We start from the raw sequence: 23,623 nt of genomic DNA, 5'->3' as shown, positions 1-23,623 counted from the left end.
CGGCAAGCGGGTGGATAAAAGGAGAGACAACTCAGGTTTGCAACAGAACATAACAATCAAGCGGGTTGGGCCGAGTCTGGTCAGGTGATCCCGGCCCGCTACTTCATCAAGCCTTCATACGTGCGTATAGCCGGCTTGGTTCACTATCAGGCCAGATAAGCGCGCAGCATCCAGACCAGTTTTTCCTGCTGCTGCACATAGTCGGAGAGGATGGAGGCAGTGCCCTCATCACCGGCTTCGGCTGCCTGACCCAGAATGCGGCGCTGGGCGACCAGCAGTTCGCGGAAGCTCTCCAGCAGGGATTCGACACAGGCGCGGCCATCGTGCAGACCTTTCTGCTCGGGGATGGCAGAGACTTTCAGGTAGTCGCTGAAGCTGTGCATCGGCACCCCATCCAGCGTCAGGATCCGCTCGGCCAGTGCATCGACTTTCAGCAGCAGGTCGTTGTAAATCTCTTCAAATTTCAGGTGCAGTTCGAAGAACTGATTGCCACGGATATTCCAGTGGAAGCCGCGCACGTTCATGTAGAGGATCTGGTAGCTGGCCAGCAATTTGTTCAACTCGGCTGCCAGGGCTTGTGATTGAGCAGTATCAAGACCAATCGGGCTTTTCATCATTCACCTCCAGATTTGGAAATCAGTTTTAAATTCTCTTTTGGAACGCAGTCAGAATAACGCCTTGCAAAATGCAGGGACAATTGCTTGTGCCTAACTGTTTGATAGCTAACGGCTATCAAACAGTACGCAGCAGCGGGGACAATGGATGAGGATTAGGGGAAGTATTTTTCGAGCAGCGCCATCAGGATGGCCTGACACTCGCGGTCCGCTTCGCTATCGACCTTGCTGGCGCGAAAGTGGAGCTGAAAGGCGCGCATGACGGCGCGGCTCTGCTCATCCCACTGGCCGGTCTGGGGCAGGCCGTAGCCATAGCGGGCCAGCTGTTGTTGCCACATTGCCGCATCCCAGTCGGGCAAGGGGCTGGCCAGTAGCTCGGCTACCCGATCTTCATCGGGCCAGGCGCCGACCCCGTACGTCAGATAGAGCTGGCGCCAGGGGAAGTGGGGGCCGGGATCCTGCTTGCGCTCGGGGGCGACATCGCTGTGGCCCAGCACCTGGGTCGGTGGAATCTGGTAGCGGGCGACCAGCTCCCGACTGAGGGCGCCGACGGCGGCAATCTGCTGCGGGGTATAGGGTTGCCAGCGGCGGGCATCGGGGGCCAACGACTCATCTTCCGCTGGATAGCCGAGGTTGACGATCTCGATGCCAAGGGAGCTGGCATTGAGCCCGGCATATTGGTGCCAGTGGCTGCGTCCCGCATGCCAGGCGCGCGCACTGTCCGGCACCAGCTGATAGACCGGTAGCGGGGTCTCGCGGCTGTCGTGGGGGATCAGGTAGTGGGCGCTCACCTTGTGCTCCGGCTCGGTCAGCAGGCGCAGGGAGTTGGCATCGTCTTCGTCGGTGTAGTGGAGGATCAGAAAGGCGATCCGCTCGTTCTGGTTGGCGCTCTGATAGCGGGTCGAGAGCTGGTATTCGGACGGGGTGCAGGCGCCCAGTAGCAGAACTGGTGGCAGGAAGAAGAGGGGAAGAAGACAGCGCCAGCGCCATCCCCCTGCCACAGCCAGTCTGCTGAGCGTGGGGGGAGTGAGTCGCTGGCACATGTCGAAGGCCTTGCCCGGTCAGTTGCGCTGCTGGTTAGCTGCGGTACTTGGCAGTGAGCCCGATCAGGAAGTTGCGCAGGATCTGATCCCCGCAATCCTGATAGTGCTTGTGATCCTTGGAGCGGAACAGGGCACTGAGCTCGGACTTGGAGAGGTTGAAGTCGGCGAGCTTGAGCGTGCCGAGCATGTCCTCTTCCTTGTAGTTGAGGCCGATGCGCAGCTTGCGCAGGATCATGTTGTTGTTGATCCGGTTCGGGATCACCTGGGCCGGGGCATCTTCCCGCACGCCGCGGCGGGCGATGATGAAGCCATCGAGGAACTGGCTCAGGGCCGAGTCGGGACAGGCGACATAGCCTGCCTCTTGCTCTTCACCTTCAGCCGCCTCTTTCATCAACCAGCTGTGCAGCTGGGCGTGAGTGACCGTCAGGTTGCCCTTGGCAAACATCTCGACCATCTCGTCGTTGCTGATGGTGAGGGCGTAGCGCAGACGGCGCAGAATATCGTTGTTGGTCATGCTGACTCCTGTGTAAACGGCGCAACTTTACCATCTGGCGGCCCTCGCGTCAGAAAAAGCGGGGGCCGGTACAGTTCGGGTCAAGCCAATCAAGCCTTACCGAGATAGCGGGGCGCCTCCTGGCGCACCAGTTCCAGCGCATCTTGCAGCTCCAGCAACTCGGGTTCCAGCTCGCTGACCGGCATGCCGTCGCGCAGCTGTTGCTCCAGCTGGGAGAGCAGCCGTTGCAGCCCCGGCACCCCGGAATAGGCACAGCCACCGTTGAGGCGATGGAGCTGGGCCAGCACCTCGCTATCTTCAATTTCGCCCGCCAGTGCGCTATCCAGCACCGGCTCGACCTCGTCGAAACTGGCCAGCAGCATGGTCAGCATCTCTTTGGCGAGATCCTCTTTGCCCGCCGCCTGCCGCACCGCCAGCGCCCAGTCTATTTGCTGGGCGCCGTCATTCTGGTGGCGGCGATAGGCAAAGTCGGTGATGAGCTGGGCCAGCATGGTCTCGTCGATGGGCTTGGCCAGATAGTCGTCCATTCCCTGGCGGATCAGCCGTTCCCGCTCGCCGGGGATGGCGTGGGCGGTCACCGCCACGATTGGGGTGGTGGTATTGAGTGACTGGTTGCGGATCGCCTGGGTGGCGCTGATGCCATCCATGATCGGCATCTGGATATCCATGAAGATGATGTCGAACGGCTGGCTCTGGGCCTGCTTGACCGCCTCCTTGCCGTTTTTGCACACCACCACCTGACTCACCATCTCCTTGAGCATGGCGGCGATCAGCTTGAGGTTGGCGGCGTTGTCATCCACCGCCAGCACCTTGATCGGCTGCAACTGACGCGGCGCGGGTTGGGCGGGCAGCTTCTGGCGGCTCGCCTCGGGCGAGAGCAGGGCGTGCAGCAGCTTGCGGTGGTTGACCGGTTTGGAGAGGCAGTGCTGGGCGCCGTGGGCCAGCATCACCTCGTAGAGCGCCGGCTCGTGGCTGCTGAGCAGCACTATGGTGTTCTGCTGCTGGCCGCTCAGGCTGTCGAGGCGGCTGATCACCTGCTGTGGCGTATGCAGGGTGCTGCTGCCGATGATCACCATCTCCTGCTCGCTCATCGCGGGCCAGGGGTCATCGCTGGTCAGTGGCTGCACGTCGAGTTGCCACTCCGCCAGCAGGGCGAGCAGGGAAGCTTGGGCGAAGGGATCCGGCTCCAGCAGCCAGAGCCGTTTGCCACGGATCCGATCCAGCGGCAATTGATCGGTCTGGGGCAGGGGCGAGACCTCTACATCGAGACTGAACGAGAAGATCGAGCCCTTGTCCAGCTCCGATTCGAAGCGGATCTGGCCGCCCATCTGCTGCACCAGCTTCTGGGTAATGACCAGGCCAAGACCGGTGCCGCCATAACGGCGGGAGATGGAGGAGTCGGCCTGATTGAAGGCCTGGAACAGTTGGCGCTGCTGCTCTTGCGAGATGCCGATACCGGTATCGCGGATCCTGATGTTGAGTCTCACCTTGTGGTTGCCACTGCCTATCTGCTCGATATGGACATCCACGTTGCCCTGCTCGGTGAACTTGATGGCGTTGCCGGCGAGGTTGGTCAGCACCTGCTGCAGCCGCATGGGGTCGCCGGTGAGGGAGTCCGGCACGTCGGCATCTACCCTTAGCGAGAGCTCCAGTTGCTTGTCGTGGGCGCTGGGGCCGAGCAGGTGCATGGTTTCGTTGAGGGTGTCGCGCAGGCTGAACGGGATATGCTCCAACTGCAGCTTGCCCGCCTCCAGCTTCGAGAAGTCGAGGATGTCGTTGATGATGCCAAGCAGGTTGCGCGCCGACTTCTCGATGGTCTGCATGTAGTCGGTCTGGCTCGGGGTCAGGCTGGTTTTCAGCAACTGGCGGGTAAAACCGATAACGCCATTGAGCGGCGTGCGCAGCTCGTGAGACATGTTGGCAAGAAACTCCGACTTGACCCGTGCCGCCTCTTGCGCCCGTTTTTTGGCCATATCGAGCTCGACGTTCTGGATCTCGATCTGCTCCAGCGTTTCGCGTAAATCCGAGGTGGCCTGATCGATATTCTGCTGCATCTCTTCGTGATATTCGGAGAGCGCCTTGGCCATGGCGTTGATGCCGTTTTTCAGCATATCCAGCTCGCCGGTCAGCTCGCCGCTGACCCGGGTATCGAGCCGCCCCTCCCTGATCTTGTGCACCGCCTGCACCATGTTGGTGATGGGCTGGGTCACGCTCTTGACCAGACGGAAGCCAAACAGGGTACTGAAGGCGACCCCGATGAGCACCATGATCACCGCAAAGAAGGTGTCGCGGTACTGCAACAGCATGGCCCGATCGGTCGCCATCTGCATCGAGATGTAGCCGATCATCGGTGGCTCTACATCGCTTGGCAGCGGGAAGCCATCGAGGCTGGTTTCGGCCTGGATCGGGGTGCGCAAAATGATGTCGTCCCCCTGAAACGTCACGCTGGTCAGATCCGGAATGGGCTCGCCATCGGGCAGTCTGAGCCGGGTGAAATCCCGGTGGTAGTTCGAGGTGACGAACAGCTGGTTGTCCTGGGTGAAGACAGCGATGGATTTGATGAAGGGGGAGTTCTTGCGATGGGTCAGGCCAATCAGCCGCTTGAGGGATTCGCGACTGTGTTGGGTCATGCCATATTCACTGGCAATCGCCAGCGGTTCGATGATGTTGATCCCCTGATCAATGAGGTTGTTTTCCAGCTGCTGGTAGCGGTGGAAGGTGAAGTAACCGGCCATCAGGCCACCGATGATCAGGGTCGGCAGGATGGTGAAGGCGAGAACGCGTGCTCTCAGGCCATATTTGGTCATACGAACAGGCCACCAGTGAACAGGGTTGGCGATAGGGTTGATGGCAATGCACGGGCTCTCAGGCCGTATTTGGTCATACTATTATTCTTGTGGGACAATACCCGGCAGCAGATTCCACAATCATGACATAGCCACCTATAGGCACCAAGTTTTATGGCCCAGTTTTTCAAGCCCCAAAAGAAGTCCACCCAGCTCCAACGCATTGAATTTACGATAGACACCCTCGATCACCACTGCGTCGGTATCGGTCGCCATCAGGGCAAGGCGATCTTCGTCGAAGGGGCACTGCCCGGCGAGACCGTCAAGGCGCGCATCACCGAAGAGAAAAAACAGTATGGTCACGCCGCCTTGCAACAGGTGGTGACCCCGGCGGCCAACCGCATCGCCCCCTTCTGCAGCCACTACCGCGAGTGCGGCGGTTGCAGTGCCCAGCACATGTCGGTTGCCGATCAGCAAGCGGCCAAGGCGGCCGGGCTGGTCAGCCTGTTCGAGCGGTTGGGCAGCATCAAGGCGCCGGCGCTCGAGCCGGTACTGACCGGTGAAGATCGCGCCTACCGTCGGGTCTGTCGTCTGGCCATCAAATTTGACAAGAACGGTCGTTGCACCCGGGTCGGTTTCCGTCGCCGCAACAGCAACGATCTGGTGGAGATTGACGGTTGCCCGGTGCTGGCCGAGCCGCTCTCTGCGCTAATTGCCCCGCTGCGTGAGTGCCTCAATCGCCTCAAGAGCCAGCGCGAGCTGGGCCATGCCGAGCTGATTCAGGCCGAGCAGGGGATCATGATGCTGCTGCGCCACACCGGCCGCCCCAATGAGGCGGATCGCGCCCTGCTGGTGGAGTTTGCCAAAGCGCAGGGGATCGACCTCTATCTGCAGGCGGCTGATGAGCGCATTGAAGCGCTGCAGCAACAATTTTCCCCATCCTACTCGCTGGATGGCCTGTCTCTTGCATTTGCTCCCGGTGATTTCATTCAGGTCAACGGCCCCATCAACCAGAGCATGGTGGAGCAGGCGCTGACATGGCTCGGGGCGAGCAAGGATGACAAGGTGCTCGATCTCTTCTGTGGTATCGGCAACTTCACCCTGCCGCTGGCCCGTCAGGCTCGCGAAGTGGTGGGAGTGGAAGGTGAACTGGCCATGGTGCAGCGGGCCGAAGAGAACGCCCGTAGCAACGGCATCAGCAATGCCCGTTTCTACAAGGCCGACCTGAGCGATGACATCGTTGGCATGTCCTGGGCGCGGGAAGGGTTTGATCTGGTGCTGCTTGATCCGGCTCGCCCCGGTGCGCTGGAAGTGATGGGGCACGTCGTGAAACTCTCACCCAAGCGGGTGGTCTACGTCTCCTGTAACCCGGTCACCCTGGCGCGGGACAGTCAGGTGCTGGTGAAAGGGGGTTATCGTCTGGTGCGCCTCGGCATGCTCGACATGTTCCCTCACACCGGTCATCTGGAGTCCATGGCACTGTTTGAACGGATCTAGGCTGCGGGGTATCCAGATGTTCCGTAGCAGCGGTCATCTGGAGTCCATGGCACTGTTTGAACGGATCTAGGCTGTGGGGTATCCAGATGTTCCGTAGCAGCGGTCATCTGGAGTCCATGGCACTGTTTGAACGGGAGTAAATGACTCATCAGTTTGGCGATGCCTGATTGGTCATCCGGCTGTTTGATCAGATGTGATTGGGGTAATCTAGACCCTTGTCGTTCGGCAGGGCCTGTTGGCGCGTTCTATTGTCTTTCTGGACAATATGCCTTGAAAAGTGCGCTGGATATCCCCATTTGAGGCAATCTCATGAGAGGGAGAAAGTGACAGCTTTCGGCCCGATAATTTAAAGGATTGATACCATGGTTGCGGTTCGCGATATTCATTTGAAAGACAACTTCACCCTGGAGGAGTGGGTCGGCTCGCTCTCCTTGAGTGACAGTGACAAGGATCAGCTGCGAACCGTTTACCAGTACTGTCTGACGCTCGGTGACGAGGCGCTGACCAGCAAGTTGCTGGTGCGCGGCATCGAAATGGTGGGCATCCTGCAGATGCTCAGCATGGATATCGGTACCCTCAAAGCGGCCATCATCTACCCCTTCGTCGAAGCCGGTCTCATCAGTCAGGAGCGGATGGACGAGGACTTCGGCTCCAAGATCGCCAAGCTGGTGGAAGGGGTGCTGGAGATGGAAGCCATCCGCTCCCTGCAGACCCTCCATCGCAGTGAAACCTCGCCGGAGCAGGTCGACAACGTGCGTCGCATGCTGCTTGCTATGGTCGAGGATGTGCGCGCCGTGGTGATCAAGCTGGCGGAGCGGATCGCCTGCCTGCGGGAAGCGAAGACAGCAGATGAAGAGACCCGGGTGCTGATGGCCCAGGAGATCACCAACATCTATGCGCCGCTCGCTAACCGTCTCGGCATCGGCCAGCTCAAGTGGGAGCTGGAAGATCTCGCCTTCCGCTACCTGCACCCGGATACCTACAAGCAGATCGCCAAACAGCTCGATGAGAAGCGGCTCGATCGCGAACGCTACATCCGCGAGTTTGTGCAATCGCTGCGTAATGGCCTGAAAGAGGCCGGGGTGGAAGCGGAGGTTTATGGCCGTCCGAAACATATCTACAGCATCTGGCGCAAGATGCAGAAGAAGCACCTCGAATTCAACGAGCTGTTCGACGTGCGCGCAGTGCGGGTAGTGACCAAGCGGCTGCAGGATTGCTATGCGGCGCTCGGTATCGTGCATACCCAGTTCCACCACATTCCCCGCGAGTTTGACGACTATGTCGCCAACCCCAAACCGAACGGCTATCAGTCGATCCACACCGTTGTGGTGGGGCCGGAGGGCAAGACCGTCGAAATCCAGATCCGTACCGACCAGATGCATCAGGATGCCGAGCTCGGCGTCGCGGCACACTGGCGTTACAAGGAAGGGGCGCAGGCTGGCGGCAAGGCCAACACCTTCGAAGACAAGATCGAGTGGCTGCGCAAGCTGCTCGCCTGGCAGGAGGATCTCTCCGAGAGCGGCTCCCTGCTCGAGGATCTGCGCAGTCAGGTGTTCGAGGACCGGGTCTACGTCTTCACCCCGAAAGGGGATGTGATCGACCTGCCGGCGGGCGCCACACCGCTCGATTTCGCCTATCACGTCCACAGCATGATCGGCCACCGCTGCATCGGCGCCAAGATAGACGGTCGCATCGTACCGTTTACCTACGCGCTGCAGACCGGCGATCAGGTGGAGGTGATCACCCAGAAAGAGCCGAACCCGAGCCGCGACTGGATGAACCCCAACTCCGGCTTCCTGCGCTCCAGCCGGGCGCGGGCCAAGGTGGCAACCTGGTTCAGAAAGCTGGATCGGGACAAGAATATCGTGGCCGGTCGCGAGCTGTTCGAGAAGGAGCTGGATCGCCACAACCTCAGCATGTCCAAGATCGACAAGGGCAACATGCTGCGCCGCTTCAATCTGGAGAGCACCGACGATCTGCTGGCCGGTATCGGCAGCGGCGATATCCGCATCAACCAGGTGCTCAACTATCTCGACACCTGCTACAACAAGCCGACGGCGGAAGAGGAAGATCGTCGCCTGCTGGAGAAACTGGAGCAGAAGGCCAATGCGCCGATGCGCCACAAGCCCAAGGATCACATAGTAGTGGAAGGGGTCGGCAACCTGATGACCCATATCGCCCGCTGCTGCCAGCCTATTCCTGGGGACTCCATTCAGGGCTTCATCACCATGGGGCGCGGCGTCTCGATCCACCGGGAAGATTGCGAGCAGCTCAAGGAGCTGTCACGGCGCAATCCGGAGCGGCTGATCGATGCGGTGTGGGGCGAGAACTACTCCGGCGGCTACGGCCTCACCATCCGGATTATCTCCAACGATCGCTCCGGCCTGCTGCGCGATATCACCACAGTGCTGGCCAACGAGAAGATCAACGTGATGGGGGTGCGCTCGCGCTCCAATGTGCGTGAGCAGACCGCCGAGATCGACATGGAGCTGGAGATTTACAACATCAACGCCTTCAACCGGGCGTTGGCCAAGCTCAGTCAGCTTAACGACGTGATCAGCGCCAAGCGGCTGTAATTATCGAACCGACCGGCCCCTGTGGCCGGTCTGCATTTCCGACCCTTTTTGAACGAATCAACAAGCGAATATCCCATGTCTCAACGTTACGACCTCTCTCAACTGCTCGATATCATGGCGCGTCTGCGCGATCCGCAAAACGGCTGTCCCTGGGATCTGAAACAGGACTTCCAGAGCATAGTGCCGCACACTCTGGAAGAGGCCTACGAAGTGGCCGATGCCATCGAGACCGAGGATTGGCAGGGGTTGAAAGGGGAGTTGGGCGACCTGCTGTTTCAGGTGGTGTTCTACGCCCAGCTGGGTAAAGAGCGCGGCTTGTTCGACTTTGCCGATATCGTCGACGCGGTGAGCGAAAAGCTCATTCGCCGCCATCCCCATGTGTTTTCCGATGCAGATCTTTCCAACGAGCAGGCGGTAAAAGCGAACTGGGAGGCAGAAAAAGCCAAGGAGCGAGCGGCACTCGATCAAGAGAGCGTGCTGGACGACATCCCGCAGGCGCTGCCAGCCCTGACCCGCGCCGCCAAAATTCAGAAGCGCTGCGCCACCGTCGGTTTTGACTGGAAGACGCTGGGGCCGGTGGTGGACAAGATCCACGAAGAGATCGACGAGGTGATGGAAGAGGCGCTGATGGCCGATGTGGACGAGGCGCGGGTGAGCGACGAGCTCGGCGACCTGCTGTTTGCCACCGTCAATCTGGTGCGTCATCTGGGCAAGGATCCGGAGCAGGTACTGCGGGGCGCCAATACCAAGTTCGAACGTCGTTTTCGTCAGGTTGAGCAGTTTATCGCCGCAGAAGGCTTGAAAATGACCGATTGCACCCTCGAAAAGCTCGATGCTGCCTGGGATCGGGCCAAGGAAACCGAGCAAAGTTGATTTGGCGCAAGATGGGGGGGCGGTGAGCCTGATAGATTTTTGCTCATTGTTTGGGAGAGGGGTTTTTGGTATACTGTTTCCCCGTCCTGCTTCATCCCCGAAGCACCCCTTAAAATTCCCTAAACTTCTTTCAGGTTCAGCATGACGACCAAATATATTTTTGTTACTGGTGGCGTTGTTTCATCCCTCGGCAAAGGCATTGCCGCAGCTTCTCTGGCAGCCATTCTGGAAGCCCGTGGTCTGGATGTGACCATCATGAAACTGGACCCGTACATCAACGTGGATCCGGGCACCATGAGCCCGACCCAGCATGGTGAAGTGTTCGTAACCGAGGACGGGGCCGAAACCGATCTGGATTTGGGCCACTACGAGCGTTTCATCCGCACCAAGATGACCCGTCGCAACAACTTTACCACCGGCCGTATCTACGCCGACGTACTGCGTAAAGAGCGTCGTGGTGACTATCTGGGCGCCACCATTCAGGTTATCCCGCACATCACCAACGCCATCAAAGAGCGGGTGATTGCCGGTGCCGAAGGCCATCAGGTTGCCATCGTCGAAGTGGGCGGTACTGTGGGTGACATCGAGTCCCTGCCGTTCCTCGAAGCCATTCGTCAGCTGGCTGCCGAAGTGGGCCGCAACAACGCCATGTTCATGCACCTGACGCTGGTTCCTTACCTGGCTGCTGCCGGTGAAGTGAAGACCAAGCCGACCCAGCACTCCGTCAAAGAGCTGCTCTCCATCGGTATCCAGCCGGATGTGCTGATCTGCCGCTCCGACCGTGCCATTCCGGCCAACGAGCGTGCCAAGATCGCCCTGTTCTGCAACGTGCCCGAGCGCGCCGTCATCTCCATGAAAGACGTCGACTCCATCTACAAGATCCCGGCACTGCTGAAATCCCAGAATCTGGACTCCTACTTCACCGAGCGTTTCGGTCTGGAGTGCAAAGAAGCCGATCTGTCCGAGTGGGAACAGGTTGTCTTCGAAGAGGCCAACCCGACTGCAGAAGTGACCATCGGTATGGTCGGCAAGTACGTCTCCCTGCCGGATGCCTACAAGTCCGTCAACGAAGCACTCAAGCACGGTGGTCTGAAGACTCGTCTCTCCGTCAACATCAAGTACATCGACTCCCAGGACATCGAGACCCGTGGCTTCGAGCTGCTGGAAGGTCTGGATGCGATTCTGGTACCGGGTGGCTTCGGTGAGCGTGGCGTGGAAGGCAAAATCCTGGCTGCCCAGTATGCCCGCGAGAACAAGATCCCTTACCTGGGTATCTGCCTCGGCATGCAGGTTGCCATGATCGAATTCGCTCGCAACGTCGCGGGCATGGCAGGGGCTCACTCCTCCGAATTCAAGAAAGATTGCGCGTATCCGGTCGTCGGCCTCATCACCGAGTGGGTGGATGAAGAAGGCAACGTCGAGACCCGTACCGAGAAGTCTGATCTGGGCGGTACCATGCGTCTGGGTTCCCAGCTCTGCCACCTGGTCGAAGATTCCAAGGTGCGTCAGATGTACGGCAGCCCGACCATTTACGAGCGTCACCGTCACCGTTACGAAGTAAACAACAAGCTGCTGCCGCAGATTGAAGCGGCAGGTCTGAAAGTGACCGGTCTCTCCGCCGACAAGAAGTTGGTGGAAATCATCGAGATCCCGGATCACCCCTGGTTCGTGGCCGCGCAGTTCCACCCGGAGTTCACCTCAACTCCCCGTGATGGCCACGCTCTGTTTGCCGGTTTTGTGAAGGCGGCAGGCGAGTATCAGAAGCGTAATTTGAAGTAATTTAAAATAAATGCGGTTGGGGCCTGTGCCACAGCCGCTTTTTTTGGCATATTTTTGTTGTTTTTTTACGAAACCTGAGGAAATACACATGTCCAAGATCGTTAAAGTGATCGGTCGTGAAATCATCGACTCCCGTGGTAACCCGACCGTTGAGGCCGAAGTTCACCTGGAAGGTGGTTTTGTTGGTATGGCAGCCGCTCCGTCTGGCGCGTCTACCGGTTCCCGCGAAGCGCTGGAACTGCGTGACGGCGACAAGAGCCGTTTCCTGGGTAAAGGCGTGCTGAAAGCCCTCGAAGCCGTAAACGGCCCGATCGCTCAAGCTCTGCTGGGTAAAGATGCCAAGGACCAGGCCACTGTTGACCAGATCATGATCGACCTCGACGGTACCGAGAACAAATCCAAGTTCGGCGCCAACGCCATTCTGGCTGTTTCCCTGGCTAACGCCAAAGCTGCTGCTGCTGCCAAAGGCATGCCGCTGTACGCCCACATCGCCGAGCTGAATGGCACTGCTGGTGTTTACTCCATGCCGCTGCCGATGATGAACATCATCAACGGTGGTGAGCACGCCGACAACAACGTCGACATCCAGGAGTTCATGATCCAGCCGGTTGGCGCCAAGACCCTGAAAGAAGCTGTCCGCATGGGCGCTGAAGTGTTCCACAACCTGGCCAAAGTGCTGAAGTCCAAGGGCTACAACACTGCAGTCGGTGACGAAGGTGGTTTCGCTCCTAACCTGAAATCCAACGCCGAAGCGCTGGAAGTTATCGCTGAAGCCGTTGCTGCTGCCGGTTACAAGCTGGGCACCGACATCACTCTGGCGATGGACTGTGCTGCTTCCGAGTTCTACGACGCAGAGAAGAAAGAGTACAACCTGAAAGGCGAAGGTCGTATCTTCACCTCCAACGAGTTCTCTGACTACCTGGCTGACCTGACCACCAAGTTCCCGATCGTCTCCATCGAAGATGGCCTGGACGAATCTGACTGGGACGGTTTTGCTTACCAGACTGCTGAACTGGGCAAGAAAATCCAGATCGTGGGTGACGACCTGTTCGTAACCAACACCAAGATCCTGAAGCGTGGTATCGACAACGGCGTTGCCAACTCCATCCTGATCAAGTTCAACCAGATCGGTTCCCTGACCGAAACTCTGGCTGCCATCAAGATGGCCAAAGACGCTGGCTACACTGCCGTCATCTCCCACCGCTCTGGTGAGACCGAAGACGCGACCATCGCCGACCTGGCTGTTGGTACCGCTGCTGGCCAGATCAAGACCGGTTCCATGAGCCGTTCTGACCGTGTTGCCAAGTACAACCAGCTGATCCGTATCGAAGAAGCTCTGGGTGCCAAAGCTCCTTTCCGCGGTCTGAAAGAAGTTAAAAACCAGGCTTAATTTGCTGGTTTGCCAGCCTCGGCTGGAATGAAAAAAAACCGGAACCCTTGGGTTCCGGTTTTTTTATGCCTGATCCTTGCCACAACGGCCTGAGAGGCGAGGGCGTAGTGCCTCTGGTCTCGGGTCAGACAAAGGGCAGCATGCGCTGATAGCGCCCTGCATGCGCCTGGAAGCCCAGCTTTTCAAACAGGGCGATAGAGCGGACGTTATCTGCATCGATATCTGCGGTGAGGCGGGTGACTCCCAGCGTGCTGGCGTGGGCGAACAGCAATCCCAGCGCTTCCGACATAAACCCTCTGCGCCAATAGGCCGCATTAAGCAGACAGCCCACCTCGCAGCAGCGGCCCGCCTCGCTGAAACTGTGCAGGCCGCAGGTGCCGATCACCTTGTTGCCCTCCCGTTCGACAATCGCCCACTCAAGGGACTCCCCTGTTTGCTCCAGCCGCACCACGCTCGCCATCATCTGCGCCACCATGGCAGGGGTGGTAAAGCAGGGATCAGAGGCAAACTCCATGGTCAGTGGACTGCCATAAATCTCGAACAGATTGGCGGCATCTTGCGGGCCAATGGTGCGCAGTACAATCCGTGAGCCGGTTAAGTCAGGCTTCATAAATCTCCTTGGATCGGGTGTTACGCCAGCAAAGATATAAGTGGAAAATGAGACCGGATGAAAGTCGGTCTCTGAAGGCAACTGGCACTATCACGAAATATTTCTATCGTGAACGCCCGATTACGCTTCGCTAATCGAACCTACGGGTTATTAAATTTTCAATTATAAATACTTATTCCAACACTTTTACTTTACGAGCCATCAACTGCGATCTGCTTAACAAGATCTCGTAGTATTTTTCACATGGTTTAATGTCAATGAAGCGATAGAGCTCTCGTCCAGCTTTAGTTAGAAACTCAGTGCGATTCTCACGATGTCCATTCAAAGTCATTGCAAACTTATAACTACTATATTCAATTAGATAACGCTCATTCTTGGTAAAATGGAATTGTTGTTGAGGTTGTATCAAACCAAGGTCTTGAAGATGACGAATATCAGACTCTCTTATTCCTCTGCTTTCGATATGTTTGTTCAGTGACGAGTATTTAAAACGCAATAACTCACCGTTGACATGAAAAAGAAACTGACAGTAACGATTAAATAAATTTATATCATTGTTACTTAGAGATTGCAGGACAAGCAATGTAGCTCTACTGCATGCTTCTGGTTCCAAAACCTCACCCGCAAGTATTTTAGCCCAAAGATTTTGGACATTCTCTATAGAAACATCTTGGCATTTATCAAAATAGAACGACAACCAATCAGCATCTAACGTTACACCATCGGCAATATCATTATGATCAAGGTAGCTAATTGATTTATCGACTATGCCTTCGATATTTTCTTGTCGACGCGTCTCTAGTGTTGAAATCCGTCGAGCAGCCCTAATAACAAGTGCATCAGACTCTCCTTTAGCCATAATAACGAGCGAATCAGATTCAGCTCTAGCTTTTCGGCGAATTCTTGTCGGCTCATATAAAACACCTATTGTGTTACTGACCGCATCAATCAACTTACATGCCGGTTCAGATAGAGCTTTTAAGTCAATAAGACTAGTTTCTGTCATTGTTACTACCACCAAGTATCGATTGTCTAGTATTTATAACGCCATTGTTCAGAGGCGTCATTTTTGTAGCGAAGCGGAGAAAAGGGGTTGGTGTAGGTCCTTCAAGGCCGGAACGAACTGCAACTTCTGGTTATTAGTTTTGCTAGCGGCCAAACAATTTGGCCCCAAAGCCTTTTTTCTCGCGCTTCATCGCTTCTTCGATGAAATCTATTTTGGGTTTGCGTCTATCTGACTCTTCTATCAGGTCCATCACCACTTTGCCGGAGCTTTTGTAGGTGGTGAGATAGTACTGGTCAGTTTCATAGCTCTTGCCGAATAGGTCCTTGAAGATATCCTTCCAGACCGAGTAATACTTCATGCATTGCTTCTCAGTACCGAACATCACCCCGTAGTTTCCAACGACAAGCGCATGGGTTATCTGTTTACGCTTCCCATTTTCGTCTTTCGCTTTGTCTATCTGCTCTGCATCCAGCGCCACTAATACGAGTTCATTTTCCATAGGAGATCCATACACTCATAACAGTTATTAGATGGAAGGCGGTACTAACACATTAATACCACCTACTTTCTAACTCCACTCCTGTCCGATACGAAATTCCACAGATAATATTTTAAATTAATCAGTTAAGTGCCTGCCTCTGAAGCTGGTCGTATTCGATTGACCTCTTCTTTTTACACAACCATTACGACTGTATAGAAAATCAGTGGCACGTTGGCCATGGCAAACGCTGGCATGGCTACCGCCCCTGAATTTCAGCCTCCAGTCTGCTGCGTTTCACCAACGGGATTGGGTTGGCATGGCTCATGGGAGACTCCGATGAGGCGTGTGTTGCCAATTGGCTATATTACTGGCGGGCAGACTAAGTGAAAGGGATAGATGGTCAATTCCCGAGCAAGATCAACAAATTAATCATCAAGGCTGCTTGAGTGCCCGTTGGTGGGATAGCGGGCCCCTTGAGTGGGAAGGCTAAGGTGGGCGGGGAGTGGTGCAGAGGGCGCGGCCTGTGTTGCTCGCCGCTGGTTGGTTATCCGATTTCAAAGAAGCGGAGCGGCCGTGCCGCTCCGTATCAGGCTCAACCCTTGGTCGGGGTCTCTGTGCAGGTGAGGGTTGGCTGGCCGTAGCGCTCCAGCGTGGCGTCGTCCCCCTTGGTGAAGAAGGTGAGGTTTTGCCCTTCATAACGGGCGCCGCTGGCGCTGGGGGCCTCATAGGCGAGCACTTGTTGCTGCTTGTCGCCTTCGCTCAGGTTGATCACCGCGGCGGGCAGCTTGGCATCGTTATAGAAGTAGGTGGAGAGAGTGACGCTCTTGCCACACTGGTAGTTGACCGGTGCCGGCACCATCAGCTGGCCGCCGCTGATCTGCAGCTCGGTGATCCGCAGCAGGTAGTTATCCTCCACACACTGGCGCAGATCCTGCCCCTTCCAGCAGTCGTTGCGACCCTTGATCCAGCCGCGCTGCATCGCGCGCTCGGTCTTGAGCTGTTCGGGAGAGAGCGCGGCAATCGCCTTGGGGTAGAGGGCCGCCAGTTCGTTATCAAGGGCAGCCAGTCCGGCATCCTTGCAGATCAGGGTTTCGACCGACCCGGCGGCTTTGGCGCAGTCAAAGGAGGGGGTCGCGGCGCTGGCCAGCAGAGGGGCAAACAGCAGGGTGGCAAGCAGGGTCTTGTTCATCGATAGATACCAGCAAATAAGAGGGAATATCGGCCTACTACAGCACACTCTACAGGGCAATGCAGCAGGGGGGCCGAGCGTACTTGCGCTGCTGAATGGCTGCCAAGCGGGAAAAACCCGACATTCCTGGCCGGAATGTCGGTTTTTTTGTGGCCGCGATAAAGGGGGGAGGCGGGTTGCCCGGTTGCTTAGGCCAGCGCCAGTTGCTGACTGCGGGCGCTCCACAACCGCTCGTGGAAGAAGAACACCACGGTGTTGATGGCCGGTTCGATCATCGCCATCACGCCGCCAGTGAGCAGCTCGCCGCTCAGCAGGAAGGCAACCCCGAAGGCGACGCTGAAGTGGACCAGTGCGAAGCTGCTGGTCTTGGCCTGCAGGCTGTGATTTGGCTTGAGCTTGTGCCAGCCAAGGTCATGAAAGTAGAAGGCGACCGTGTTGACGGCGGGCTCGATCAGGGCGATCAGGCTGGCGGTCAGCAGCTCACCGGTCAGCAGGTAGGCCACGGTAAAGGCGACACCGAAGTGCAGGATGGCAAAGCTGATGGTCTTTTTCATGATGGCGGCTCCCTCTGTTGATGGTGAGAGTATCCGCCGAAATGAGATTAAATGAAAACTATTCTCATCTATTGCCAGAATAGAGAGAACCTATCAACGGGCGAGTTGCTGGTGCGCTTCAGCGGTTGCCAATCGCAACCAAGGCGATAAAGTACAGGTTCTTCACACTTGCCCATGAAAAAGGATCTTTCATGAATATCAATGCCACCCTGCTTGGCCAGTTCATTGCGTTGCTGATGATCATCGTCGGCGTCATCGCCTGGCGACTGGCGCGCCGCAAGAGCGAGCATCCGGCGCTGGTCACCCTTATCTGCTCCCTGCTCTGCCTGTTTCCGCCCTTTGGCCTGCTGGCCCTGTTGCTGGTTGCGCTGAAACAGGATCTGCCTGCCCGCTCTTAGGGGGCGCAGGTTCAGGCTGCTGCACACTCCGGCCGCACCAATAGCAAAAGCCCCGTGATGGGGCTTTTGCTTTTGAACTCGGTGAGCGCCGCGGGGCGGGGGATTAATCCTCGGCCTTGTTGAGCCACTCCACCTTGTACTGAGCTCCGGCACCCTGTGCCAGCTTGGCACACAGGGGTTTGAGGAAGGCTTCGATCTGCTCGTCCAGCATCCAGGGCGGGCTGATGATCAGCATGCCTGAGCCATTCATGCCCCAGTCGGCAGTCTGACCGGCCACTTCCAGCTCGGCCACCAGCACGTTGCCGAAGTTCTCGCGCTTGATGGCGCGCAGCATGTCGCGGGATTTGTCCGCCTCTTGCCCGAGGATCGGATACCAGAGGGCGTAGATGCCGGTCGCCCAGCGCTTCTGCGCCTTTTTCAGGGTATCGACCACGGCGAAGTAATCTTCCTTCAGCTCATAGGGCGGGTCGATCAGCACCAGCCCGCGGCGCGGGGTCGGCGGCAGCAGGGCGATCAGCCCCTCGAAGCCATCACGGTGATGCACGGCGACGCGAGGGTCATAGCCCATGTTGGCGCGCAGATCGTCCACTTCGTTGTTGTGCAGCTCCATCAGCGCCAGCTTGTCCTGCTCGCGGGAGAGGCGGCGGGAGAGCTCTGGCGAGCCGGGGTAGTAGTGCAGATCGCCGTTCTGGTTCATCTCCTCGATGACCCCCAGATAGGGGGCCATGGCAGACCACTGGGCCCGCTCGTCCCACAGGCGGCCGATGCCGTCGGCATACTCGGCCTTCTTCTGGGACCAGTCGCCGCGCAGGTCGTAGAGACCGCCACCGGCATGGGTGTCCAGCACGATGAAGGGTTTCTCCTTCTTCTTGAGGGACTCGATGATCAGGGCCTGAACGGCGTGTTTCAGCACGTCGGCATGGTTGCCGGCGTGAAAGGCGTGGCGGTAGCTCAGCATATTAGATCTCTGAGGGGGCCCTGCTGGGCACCCAGTAACGATAGATAGTTCAACAAATTGCGGCTGTTGCCGCGAAACAGGGAGAGGCTGCGCAGGGTCTGCAACAGGACGCCCTGTTGCAGCCGCTCCAGCTCCAGCTCATGGGCCAGCATCGACTGATACTCCTGCTCGTCGAGCCGCGCCTTGGCGCTCTGGCGCAGGGTGCGCCACGGGGTCAGCACCGTTTCGGTCTGCACCAGCGCCGGTTGCAGGTCGGTCAGATCGACCACGATGCCGAGTTGATCGAGCCGGTGCAGCAACAGCGCCAGATTGACGTTGCCCCCCTGCGTCTGCACGGTGAGCCAATCCTGGCTGCGCTCACCATAGACCTTGCCGCTCCAGTGCCAGAAGCCGATCGGCGTCGGCAATTCGTGGACGGCGACCCGCTCACTGGCCATCAGCTGTTCATCACGCAAAGAAGGCCTGCTCCATGGTTTCCAGCTCTTCGGAGAGGCTCATCCACTCCAGCTCCACCTCTTCCAGCTGCTCCTTGAGGGGGCCCTGGGATTTGAGCAGCTCGGAGAGCTTGTTCTTGGCGCTCTCTTCGTAGATGGCGGGGTCGGCCAGCTGGCTCTCGATGTCGCCAAGCTTGCCTTGCAGCTTCTCCATGCTCGCTTCGAGCTTTTCCAGCTTCTGACGCAGGGGCCGGGTCGCTTGCCGGAACTCCGCCTCGCGCCGTTTCTGATCCTTGCGCGCGACAGCCGAGTTGGCAGAGACGGGGCCATCCGCCGGTTTGGCATTGGCCTCTTTCTCCTGCTCGCCGAGCCACTTGTGGTAGTCGTCCAGATCGCCGTCGAACGGCTCGACCCGGCCACCGTGGACCAGATAGAAGTCATCCGTGGTGGTACGCAGCAGGTGACGGTCGTGCGACACCACCACCATGGCCCCTTCGAAACCTTGCAGCGCCATGGTCAGGGCGTGGCGCATCTCCAGATCCAGGTGGTTGGTCGGTTCATCGAGCAGCAAGAGGTTCGGTTTTTGCCAGGTGATCAGCGCCAGCACCAGCCGCGCTTTTTCGCCGCCGGAGAAGGGGGCAACCTTGTCGAGCGCCTTGTCACCGTGAAAGCCGAAGCTGCCCAGATAGTTGCGCAGCTCCTGCTCCGATTTGTCCGGCGCGAGGCGGGCCAGATGATCGAGCGGGGTATCGTCGAGACGCAGGGTCTCCAGTTGATGCTGGGCGAAGTAGCCGATGCTGACCCCGGCGCTCACCTCCAGCTTGCCCGACAGCGGCGGGTTGGAGCCCGACAGCATCTTGATAAAGGTGGATTTACCGGCGCCGTTGCGACCGAGCAGACCGATGCGGGAACCCGGTACCAGATTGAGTTTGATCTTCTCCAGGATCACCTTGTCGCCGTAACCGGCAGAGAGGTTCTCCATGGCGATCAGCGGGGTCGGCAGGGCCGACGGCTCGCGAAACTCGAAGCTGAATTCGGAATCGGCGTGGGCGGGCAGGATCTTCTCCATCCGCTCCATCGCCTTGAGGCGGCTCTGGGCCTGACGGGCCTTGGAGGCCTTGTAGCGGAAGCGGTCCACATACGCCTGCATGTGGGACATCTCGCGCTGCTGCTTCTCGTACATGGATTGCTGCTGGGCCAGCTGTTCGGCGCGCTGCAGTTCGAAGTCGGAGTAGCCGCCGGTGTATTCGTTGAGCTTGCCGTTCTCGATATGGATGATGCGACTGATGACCGAATCGAGGAAATCGCGGTCGTGCGAGATCAGCACCAGCGTGCCCTGATAGCCCTTGAGCCACTTCTCCAGCCAGATGACGGCATCGAGATCCAGGTGGTTGGTCGGTTCATCGAGCAGCAGCAGATCGGAGCGGCACAGCAGTGCCTGGGCGAGGTTCAGACGCATGCGCCAGCCACCGGAGAAGCTGCGCACCGGCGAGCTCAGTTGCTCGTCGCTGAAACCGAGGCCGTGCAACAGCTCGGCGGCGCGGGCGCGAATGCTGTAGGCGCCGATGGTATCGAGGCGACCGTGCAGCTCGGCCACCAGCAGGCCATTATCATCCTGCTCGGCCTGTACCAGCTGGGCTTCCAGCGAGCGGAACTCCTTGTCGCCGTCGATCACGTACTCGAGCGCCGAGCAGTCGAGCGCCGGGGTCTCCTGCGCGACACCTGCGATCTGCCAGCCAGCGGGCAGGCTGAAGGTGCCGCTGTCGATGGCCAGCTCGCCCCGTACCAGTGCAAAAAAGGTGGACTTGCCACAGCCGTTCTTGCCCACCAGACCCACTTTGTGGCCGGGGTGAATGGTGGCGGAGGCGTTGTCCAGCAGCTTGCGGCCGCCGCGGATCAGTTCGATTTGACTGGCAACTATCATGGGTGGGATCTGCTTGCTCAAAATGGAGGAGAAAAACTGGCGCGGATCTTACGTGAAATGACGCAGATTTGCACTGTAGCGAAGGGTTGGCCACTGGCTGACGCTGCAAAAACATGCCATAACAGTGAAACCAGTTCGGATACCGGAGGTTAGCATGCATATCAGGGATATTATGACGACCCGAGTCGCCACCGTTTCAATGGATGATCGACTCAGTGTCATCAAGGATATCTTCGAGCAGGCTCACTTTCGCCACCTGCTGGTGCTGGAGGAGGGCGAGCTGGTGGGGGTGATCTCGGATCGGGATCTGTTTCGCGCCATCAGCCCCTATCTCGACTCCGAGGCCGAGATGAACCGTGACACCGAAACCCTCACCAAGCGGGCCCACCAGATCATGAGTCGTCAGCTCATCACCATCGCGTCTCACCTCACGGTGCGCGACGGCGTCAAACTGATGCTGGAGAAGGGGGTCTCCTGCCTGCCGGTACTGGAGAATGGCGCTCTGGTCGGCATCATCAGCTGGAAAGATTTTCTGAAAGTGGCGCTGGAGAGTGACGCGCTGGATTGATCCCGCCGTTCATCGCCACCAGCTGACACAGAGCAAACATAGAGAGAGGGGAGCCAAGGCTCCCCTCTCTCTATTTGAACGCCACTGATAGAGCACCACGGACGCCGCCGGGTAGTGTGCTGTTTGGCTCACGACGACTCGGGTCGCCCCCCGATAAGGCAGGAGGGGCCACTGGCGGAGAGGTGCGGCTGCAGGTGGCTGCGGATCTCGTGCAGGGTGCGGTGATACTGCTGTGCATGTTGATCGAGAAACGCGGGACTGTGTTTGAGGCGCCGCTCCAGCGTGTCGACCAGCAGCGCCACCCTGGGAGCGGCCATGCCCGCTGGCCAGCAGTGTTGCAGCAGCTCCAGCAGTTGCCAGGCATCGCCGGGCAGGGCGGGGAACTCCTCCAGCAGCTGCAAGCCAGCTTGCAGGGCGGTCTGATACTGGCTGGCCTGCATCGCCTTGTGGCGCAGCTGGCGCAGTTCGCTCAGGCGCTGCTCTCTCATCGTCAGGCGCTGGCCCAGCTCGGTCACCAGATGGTGGAACAGCTGATGGGTGAGCGGGTGGGGCGCCACTCTGGCGCGGTAGTGGGCCAGCTGGGTCAGGTAGCGCCGGGCGTGGTGCGGCAACCCGCAGAACTGGCTGACCGCAAAGCCGAGCAGCAGGGCGAGGTGGTTGTCGTTTCCCTCGTCCGGTTGGTGGTGGGCAATCAGGATCAGCGCCTCGTCGAAGCGGTAATCCAGCCCCAGCATCAACGCCTGCAGCAGCTCATATTCGTGGGGGGCCAGCGTGGCGGTGCGTTTGAGGTGCTCCCACTCCTGTTGCAGGGAGCGGATCCGGTTGCAGGAGGGGGCGTGCCACAGTACCGCCAGACTGGCATTGAGCATAAAGCTGTCGATGGCGAGCCGGACGCGCTGTTCGCTGAAGTGGCGCAGAGTCAGACTGTTGGCCTGCTCCAGCACCTTCTCCTCATCTTGCAGCACCAGCCCGAGCAGCATCGCCAGCTGATGCCAGCGTGGCTGATGGGGGCGAAGCTGCTGCAGCTCCCCCATGGTTTCCCAGGCGGCCAGCCAATGCTGCTGGTGTAGTTGGCTGGCGAGTCGCAGCTCCAGCCGGGTGGCAGAGGGCAGCCTGGCCTGATGGCGCTGCAGGTCGGTCTGGGCGCTATGCAACTTGCCGAGCCCCAGCATGGCGTAGAAGAACCCGGCCCTTGGCCAGCTCGCCTGATACTCGTTGGCACAGAGGGCGTAGTGCTGGGCGGTGGTGACCCGCTCGGCCGATTGCAGCAGCAGGTAGCCCTTGAGCCGATCCAGCCAGGGGGTCAGCTCGCGATGTTCCCGCTGAAACAGCAGGTCTTCGCACAGAGCGGTAGCCAGTTGCCACTCCCGCAACAGAATGGGGGCGGCCAGGGTGCGGGTCAGGCTGCTTAATTTCACCAGCGGGCCGAGCACGGTGGCGAGCTGCCGGGTCATGAAGGGGAGCGGCAGATAGAGGGAGAGGTAGAGATCCGAGGGGAGAAACTCCTGCTCGCTCTGATCGGCATCGAGCAGCAGCAAGACGCAACCGGGTTGCAGCAGGCCGAGATAGTGTGCCTCGTGCAGCAGCCGGGCCCCTTCAAGGCCCTGTTGCTTGTCTTGCTGACAGATGATGGCGTCGAAGGTTTGCTGTTGCAGCAGGGCCAGCAGGCCACTGCGCTCCTGGCCCGGATGGCTGTGGTAGTGGATCCGGTCGGCGGGCACACCCTGTTCGGTCAGTTCCCGGGTGATGGCGCTACGGAGCAGGGCATCCTCTTCGAGCAGCAGTATCGTCATGCACGCACTTCCTTTGAGCAGACCATTGAATGGATCATGGTAGAGCCAAGGCGCACATAGGCCCAGTTTTGGGCGAGTGAAAAGTTGACAGTAGTCAGCAGGGCAATAGATGGCGCATGATGGACAGTTATTGTACTGGTGCGCTGCTGGCCGGGAAGCTGCATTCGGTCTGCCGGATCAGGCGAGATCCATCTCCTCTCGCACCCTGCCAGTTCAGATCGAGCTGTCCGAGGCGGCCCAGATGGCGCAGTTCAAATTCGTAGCGTTGGCAGAGGTTGTCCTGAGGCAGGGTCGCCATGCTCGCTGGCAGCCGGTATTGATAGTGAAGGATCGGCCCATCCTCCAGCTTGCTGCTGACCGGCACCAGCCCCTCGGGTGTGGGCTGCGGGGCACCCAGATAGCGGCGCAAACTGAGCGGTGCATCGATCGCCTTCTGATAGTGCAGGCCGTTCATGGCCGCCAGCTCCTCTTCCAGCCGTTGCAACTCCCCTTCCAGCCCATTGAGCGCCGCCCCCAACTGCTGGTGGGTCGTTGACGAGGCGCAGCCACCCAGCAGCAGGGTGGCAAGCAGCAGGGCGACTCTCATGGGGGGCATGGCTTCTCCTTGGCAATGACGATAAAGAGTGACGGTCAACT

Annotated in this window: 21 protein-coding genes; 7 read left to right on the top strand and 14 right to left on the bottom strand. The window is 58.6% G+C overall.

What is annotated here, in order from left to right:
• Positions 1-146 precede the first annotated feature (146 nt).
• The 4 genes from I6G90_RS12250 to barA form a co-directional block, all read right to left on the bottom strand.
• Positions 147-614 (bottom strand): Dps family protein, encoded by a 468-nt coding sequence (locus tag I6G90_RS12250; RefSeq protein WP_021229540.1) that lies wholly within the window; start codon positions 612-614, stop codon positions 147-149.
• A gap of 155 nt (positions 615-769) precedes the next feature.
• Positions 770-1,657: an N-acetylmuramoyl-L-alanine amidase gene (locus tag I6G90_RS12245; protein WP_197927699.1), complete on the bottom strand. Its 888-nt coding sequence runs from the start codon at positions 1,655-1,657 to the stop codon at positions 770-772.
• A gap of 34 nt (positions 1,658-1,691) precedes the next feature.
• Positions 1,692-2,171 (bottom strand): YehS family protein, encoded by a 480-nt coding sequence (locus I6G90_RS12240; protein ID WP_042063090.1) that lies wholly within the window; start codon positions 2,169-2,171, stop codon positions 1,692-1,694.
• Between the two features lie 89 nt (positions 2,172-2,260).
• Positions 2,261-4,978 carry a two-component sensor histidine kinase BarA gene (barA, locus tag I6G90_RS12235; RefSeq protein ID WP_197927698.1) on the bottom strand — a complete coding sequence of 906 codons (2,718 nt, stop codon included), beginning with the start codon at positions 4,976-4,978 and terminating at the stop codon, positions 2,261-2,263.
• A gap of 153 nt (positions 4,979-5,131) precedes the next feature.
• Here barA and rlmD point away from each other — a divergent pair, with 153 nt between their 5' ends.
• From rlmD to eno, 5 genes are all read left to right on the top strand, one after another.
• Positions 5,132-6,454, top strand: coding sequence for a 23S rRNA (uracil(1939)-C(5))-methyltransferase RlmD (rlmD, locus tag I6G90_RS12230; protein ID WP_197927697.1), 1,323 nt, complete (start codon positions 5,132-5,134; stop codon positions 6,452-6,454).
• Positions 6,455-6,816: 362 nt separating this feature from the next.
• On the top strand, positions 6,817-9,030 hold the full coding sequence (gene relA / locus I6G90_RS12225; protein ID WP_042063087.1) for a GTP diphosphokinase: 2,214 nt from the start codon (positions 6,817-6,819) through the stop codon (positions 9,028-9,030).
• Between the two features lie 75 nt (positions 9,031-9,105).
• The gene (gene mazG / locus I6G90_RS12220) at positions 9,106-9,903 is read left to right on the top strand and encodes a nucleoside triphosphate pyrophosphohydrolase (RefSeq protein ID WP_197927696.1); all 798 of its coding nucleotides are present in this window, start codon (positions 9,106-9,108) and stop codon (positions 9,901-9,903) included.
• A gap of 141 nt (positions 9,904-10,044) precedes the next feature.
• Complete coding sequence (gene pyrG, locus I6G90_RS12215) at positions 10,045-11,682, top strand: glutamine hydrolyzing CTP synthase (RefSeq protein ID WP_058052499.1); 1,638 nt, start codon at positions 10,045-10,047, stop codon at positions 11,680-11,682.
• An 88-nt stretch (positions 11,683-11,770) separates the two neighbouring features.
• Positions 11,771-13,072, top strand: a complete 1,302-nt coding sequence (gene eno / locus I6G90_RS12210) for a phosphopyruvate hydratase (RefSeq protein ID WP_042063085.1) — start codon at positions 11,771-11,773, stop codon at positions 13,070-13,072.
• Between the two features lie 124 nt (positions 13,073-13,196).
• On the opposite strand, the gene I6G90_RS12205 is transcribed toward eno, so the two are convergent.
• The 5 genes from I6G90_RS12205 to I6G90_RS12185 form a co-directional block, all read right to left on the bottom strand.
• Complete coding sequence (locus I6G90_RS12205) at positions 13,197-13,682, bottom strand: GNAT family N-acetyltransferase (protein ID WP_197927695.1); 486 nt, start codon at positions 13,680-13,682, stop codon at positions 13,197-13,199.
• 172 nt (positions 13,683-13,854) lie between these two features.
• A complete protein-coding gene (locus tag I6G90_RS12200; protein ID WP_197927694.1) occupies positions 13,855-14,688 on the bottom strand; it encodes a DUF2806 domain-containing protein in 834 nt (277 codons plus the stop codon).
• A 142-nt stretch (positions 14,689-14,830) separates the two neighbouring features.
• Positions 14,831-15,187 carry a hypothetical protein gene (locus I6G90_RS12195; RefSeq protein WP_197927693.1) on the bottom strand — a complete coding sequence of 119 codons (357 nt, stop codon included), beginning with the start codon at positions 15,185-15,187 and terminating at the stop codon, positions 14,831-14,833.
• A gap of 574 nt (positions 15,188-15,761) precedes the next feature.
• Entirely contained in the window at positions 15,762-16,358 is a 597-nt protein-coding gene (locus tag I6G90_RS12190; protein ID WP_197927691.1) for an MliC family protein, read from the bottom strand.
• A gap of 188 nt (positions 16,359-16,546) precedes the next feature.
• Positions 16,547-16,912: a DUF2061 domain-containing protein gene (locus tag I6G90_RS12185; protein WP_197927689.1), complete on the bottom strand. Its 366-nt coding sequence runs from the start codon at positions 16,910-16,912 to the stop codon at positions 16,547-16,549.
• A 191-nt stretch (positions 16,913-17,103) separates the two neighbouring features.
• Here I6G90_RS12185 and I6G90_RS12180 point away from each other — a divergent pair, with 191 nt between their 5' ends.
• A complete protein-coding gene (locus I6G90_RS12180) occupies positions 17,104-17,310 on the top strand; it encodes a hypothetical protein (RefSeq protein ID WP_042059132.1) in 207 nt (68 codons plus the stop codon).
• Between the two features lie 103 nt (positions 17,311-17,413).
• On the opposite strand, the gene I6G90_RS12175 is transcribed toward I6G90_RS12180, so the two are convergent.
• Genes I6G90_RS12175 through I6G90_RS12165 form a run of 3 tightly spaced genes read right to left on the bottom strand, consistent with a single transcriptional unit; the run spans position 17,414 to position 20,626 of the window.
• Positions 17,414-18,268: a 23S rRNA (adenine(2030)-N(6))-methyltransferase RlmJ gene (locus tag I6G90_RS12175; protein WP_197927687.1), complete on the bottom strand. Its 855-nt coding sequence runs from the start codon at positions 18,266-18,268 to the stop codon at positions 17,414-17,416.
• A complete protein-coding gene (locus tag I6G90_RS12170; RefSeq protein ID WP_042656454.1) occupies positions 18,262-18,723 on the bottom strand; it encodes a DUF2390 domain-containing protein in 462 nt (153 codons plus the stop codon). Before I6G90_RS12170 ends, I6G90_RS12175 begins: the two co-directional genes overlap by 7 nt.
• Positions 18,716-20,626 (bottom strand): ABC transporter ATP-binding protein, encoded by a 1,911-nt coding sequence (locus I6G90_RS12165; RefSeq protein ID WP_182969720.1) that lies wholly within the window; start codon positions 20,624-20,626, stop codon positions 18,716-18,718. Before I6G90_RS12165 ends, I6G90_RS12170 begins: the two co-directional genes overlap by 8 nt.
• A 154-nt stretch (positions 20,627-20,780) precedes the next feature.
• On the opposite strand from I6G90_RS12165, the gene I6G90_RS12160 reads away from it, so the two are divergent.
• Positions 20,781-21,194: a CBS domain-containing protein gene (locus I6G90_RS12160; RefSeq protein WP_042059128.1), complete on the top strand. Its 414-nt coding sequence runs from the start codon at positions 20,781-20,783 to the stop codon at positions 21,192-21,194.
• Positions 21,195-21,322: 128 nt separating this feature from the next.
• Here I6G90_RS12160 and I6G90_RS12155 read toward each other — a convergent pair whose 3' ends face one another.
• Together I6G90_RS12155 and I6G90_RS12150 are read right to left on the bottom strand one after the other, a co-directional pair.
• Positions 21,323-22,987 carry a response regulator gene (locus I6G90_RS12155; RefSeq protein ID WP_197927685.1) on the bottom strand — a complete coding sequence of 555 codons (1,665 nt, stop codon included), beginning with the start codon at positions 22,985-22,987 and terminating at the stop codon, positions 21,323-21,325.
• 127 nt (positions 22,988-23,114) lie between these two features.
• The gene (locus tag I6G90_RS12150; RefSeq protein WP_182969718.1) at positions 23,115-23,582 is read right to left on the bottom strand and encodes a hypothetical protein; all 468 of its coding nucleotides are present in this window, start codon (positions 23,580-23,582) and stop codon (positions 23,115-23,117) included.
• Between the last annotated feature and the right edge of the window lie 41 nt (positions 23,583-23,623).

It is taken from the genome of Aeromonas allosaccharophila, assembly GCF_016026615.1.
GTDB classification, from domain to species: domain Bacteria; phylum Pseudomonadota; class Gammaproteobacteria; order Enterobacterales; family Aeromonadaceae; genus Aeromonas; species Aeromonas allosaccharophila.
This window is presented reverse-complemented; position numbering and strand designations above follow the sequence as displayed.

Coding starts and splice junctions, on each gene's coding strand:
- I6G90_RS12160 (WP_042059128.1), top strand. CDS start 20,781: ATGCATATCAGGGATATTATGACGACCCGAGTCGCCACCGTTTCAATG.
- I6G90_RS12150 (WP_182969718.1), bottom strand. CDS start 23,582: ATGCCCCCCATGAGAGTCGCCCTGCTGCTTGCCACCCTGCTGCTGGGT.
- I6G90_RS12155 (WP_197927685.1), bottom strand. CDS start 22,987: ATGACGATACTGCTGCTCGAAGAGGATGCCCTGCTCCGTAGCGCCATC.
- I6G90_RS12190 (WP_197927691.1), bottom strand. CDS start 16,358: ATGAACAAGACCCTGCTTGCCACCCTGCTGTTTGCCCCTCTGCTGGCC.
- I6G90_RS12165 (WP_182969720.1), bottom strand. CDS start 20,626: ATGATAGTTGCCAGTCAAATCGAACTGATCCGCGGCGGCCGCAAGCTG.
- eno (WP_042063085.1), top strand. CDS start 11,771: ATGTCCAAGATCGTTAAAGTGATCGGTCGTGAAATCATCGACTCCCGT.
- I6G90_RS12195 (WP_197927693.1), bottom strand. CDS start 15,187: ATGGAAAATGAACTCGTATTAGTGGCGCTGGATGCAGAGCAGATAGAC.
- I6G90_RS12240 (WP_042063090.1), bottom strand. CDS start 2,171: ATGACCAACAACGATATTCTGCGCCGTCTGCGCTACGCCCTCACCATC.
- I6G90_RS12180 (WP_042059132.1), top strand. CDS start 17,104: ATGAATATCAATGCCACCCTGCTTGGCCAGTTCATTGCGTTGCTGATG.
- relA (WP_042063087.1), top strand. CDS start 6,817: ATGGTTGCGGTTCGCGATATTCATTTGAAAGACAACTTCACCCTGGAG.
- I6G90_RS12200 (WP_197927694.1), bottom strand. CDS start 14,688: ATGACAGAAACTAGTCTTATTGACTTAAAAGCTCTATCTGAACCGGCA.
- rlmD (WP_197927697.1), top strand. CDS start 5,132: ATGGCCCAGTTTTTCAAGCCCCAAAAGAAGTCCACCCAGCTCCAACGC.
- I6G90_RS12250 (WP_021229540.1), bottom strand. CDS start 614: ATGAAAAGCCCGATTGGTCTTGATACTGCTCAATCACAAGCCCTGGCA.
- barA (WP_197927698.1), bottom strand. CDS start 4,978: ATGACCAAATATGGCCTGAGAGCACGCGTTCTCGCCTTCACCATCCTG.
- mazG (WP_197927696.1), top strand. CDS start 9,106: ATGTCTCAACGTTACGACCTCTCTCAACTGCTCGATATCATGGCGCGT.
- I6G90_RS12185 (WP_197927689.1), bottom strand. CDS start 16,912: ATGAAAAAGACCATCAGCTTTGCCATCCTGCACTTCGGTGTCGCCTTT.
- I6G90_RS12205 (WP_197927695.1), bottom strand. CDS start 13,682: ATGAAGCCTGACTTAACCGGCTCACGGATTGTACTGCGCACCATTGGC.
- I6G90_RS12245 (WP_197927699.1), bottom strand. CDS start 1,657: ATGTGCCAGCGACTCACTCCCCCCACGCTCAGCAGACTGGCTGTGGCA.
- pyrG (WP_058052499.1), top strand. CDS start 10,045: ATGACGACCAAATATATTTTTGTTACTGGTGGCGTTGTTTCATCCCTC.
- I6G90_RS12175 (WP_197927687.1), bottom strand. CDS start 18,268: ATGCTGAGCTACCGCCACGCCTTTCACGCCGGCAACCATGCCGACGTG.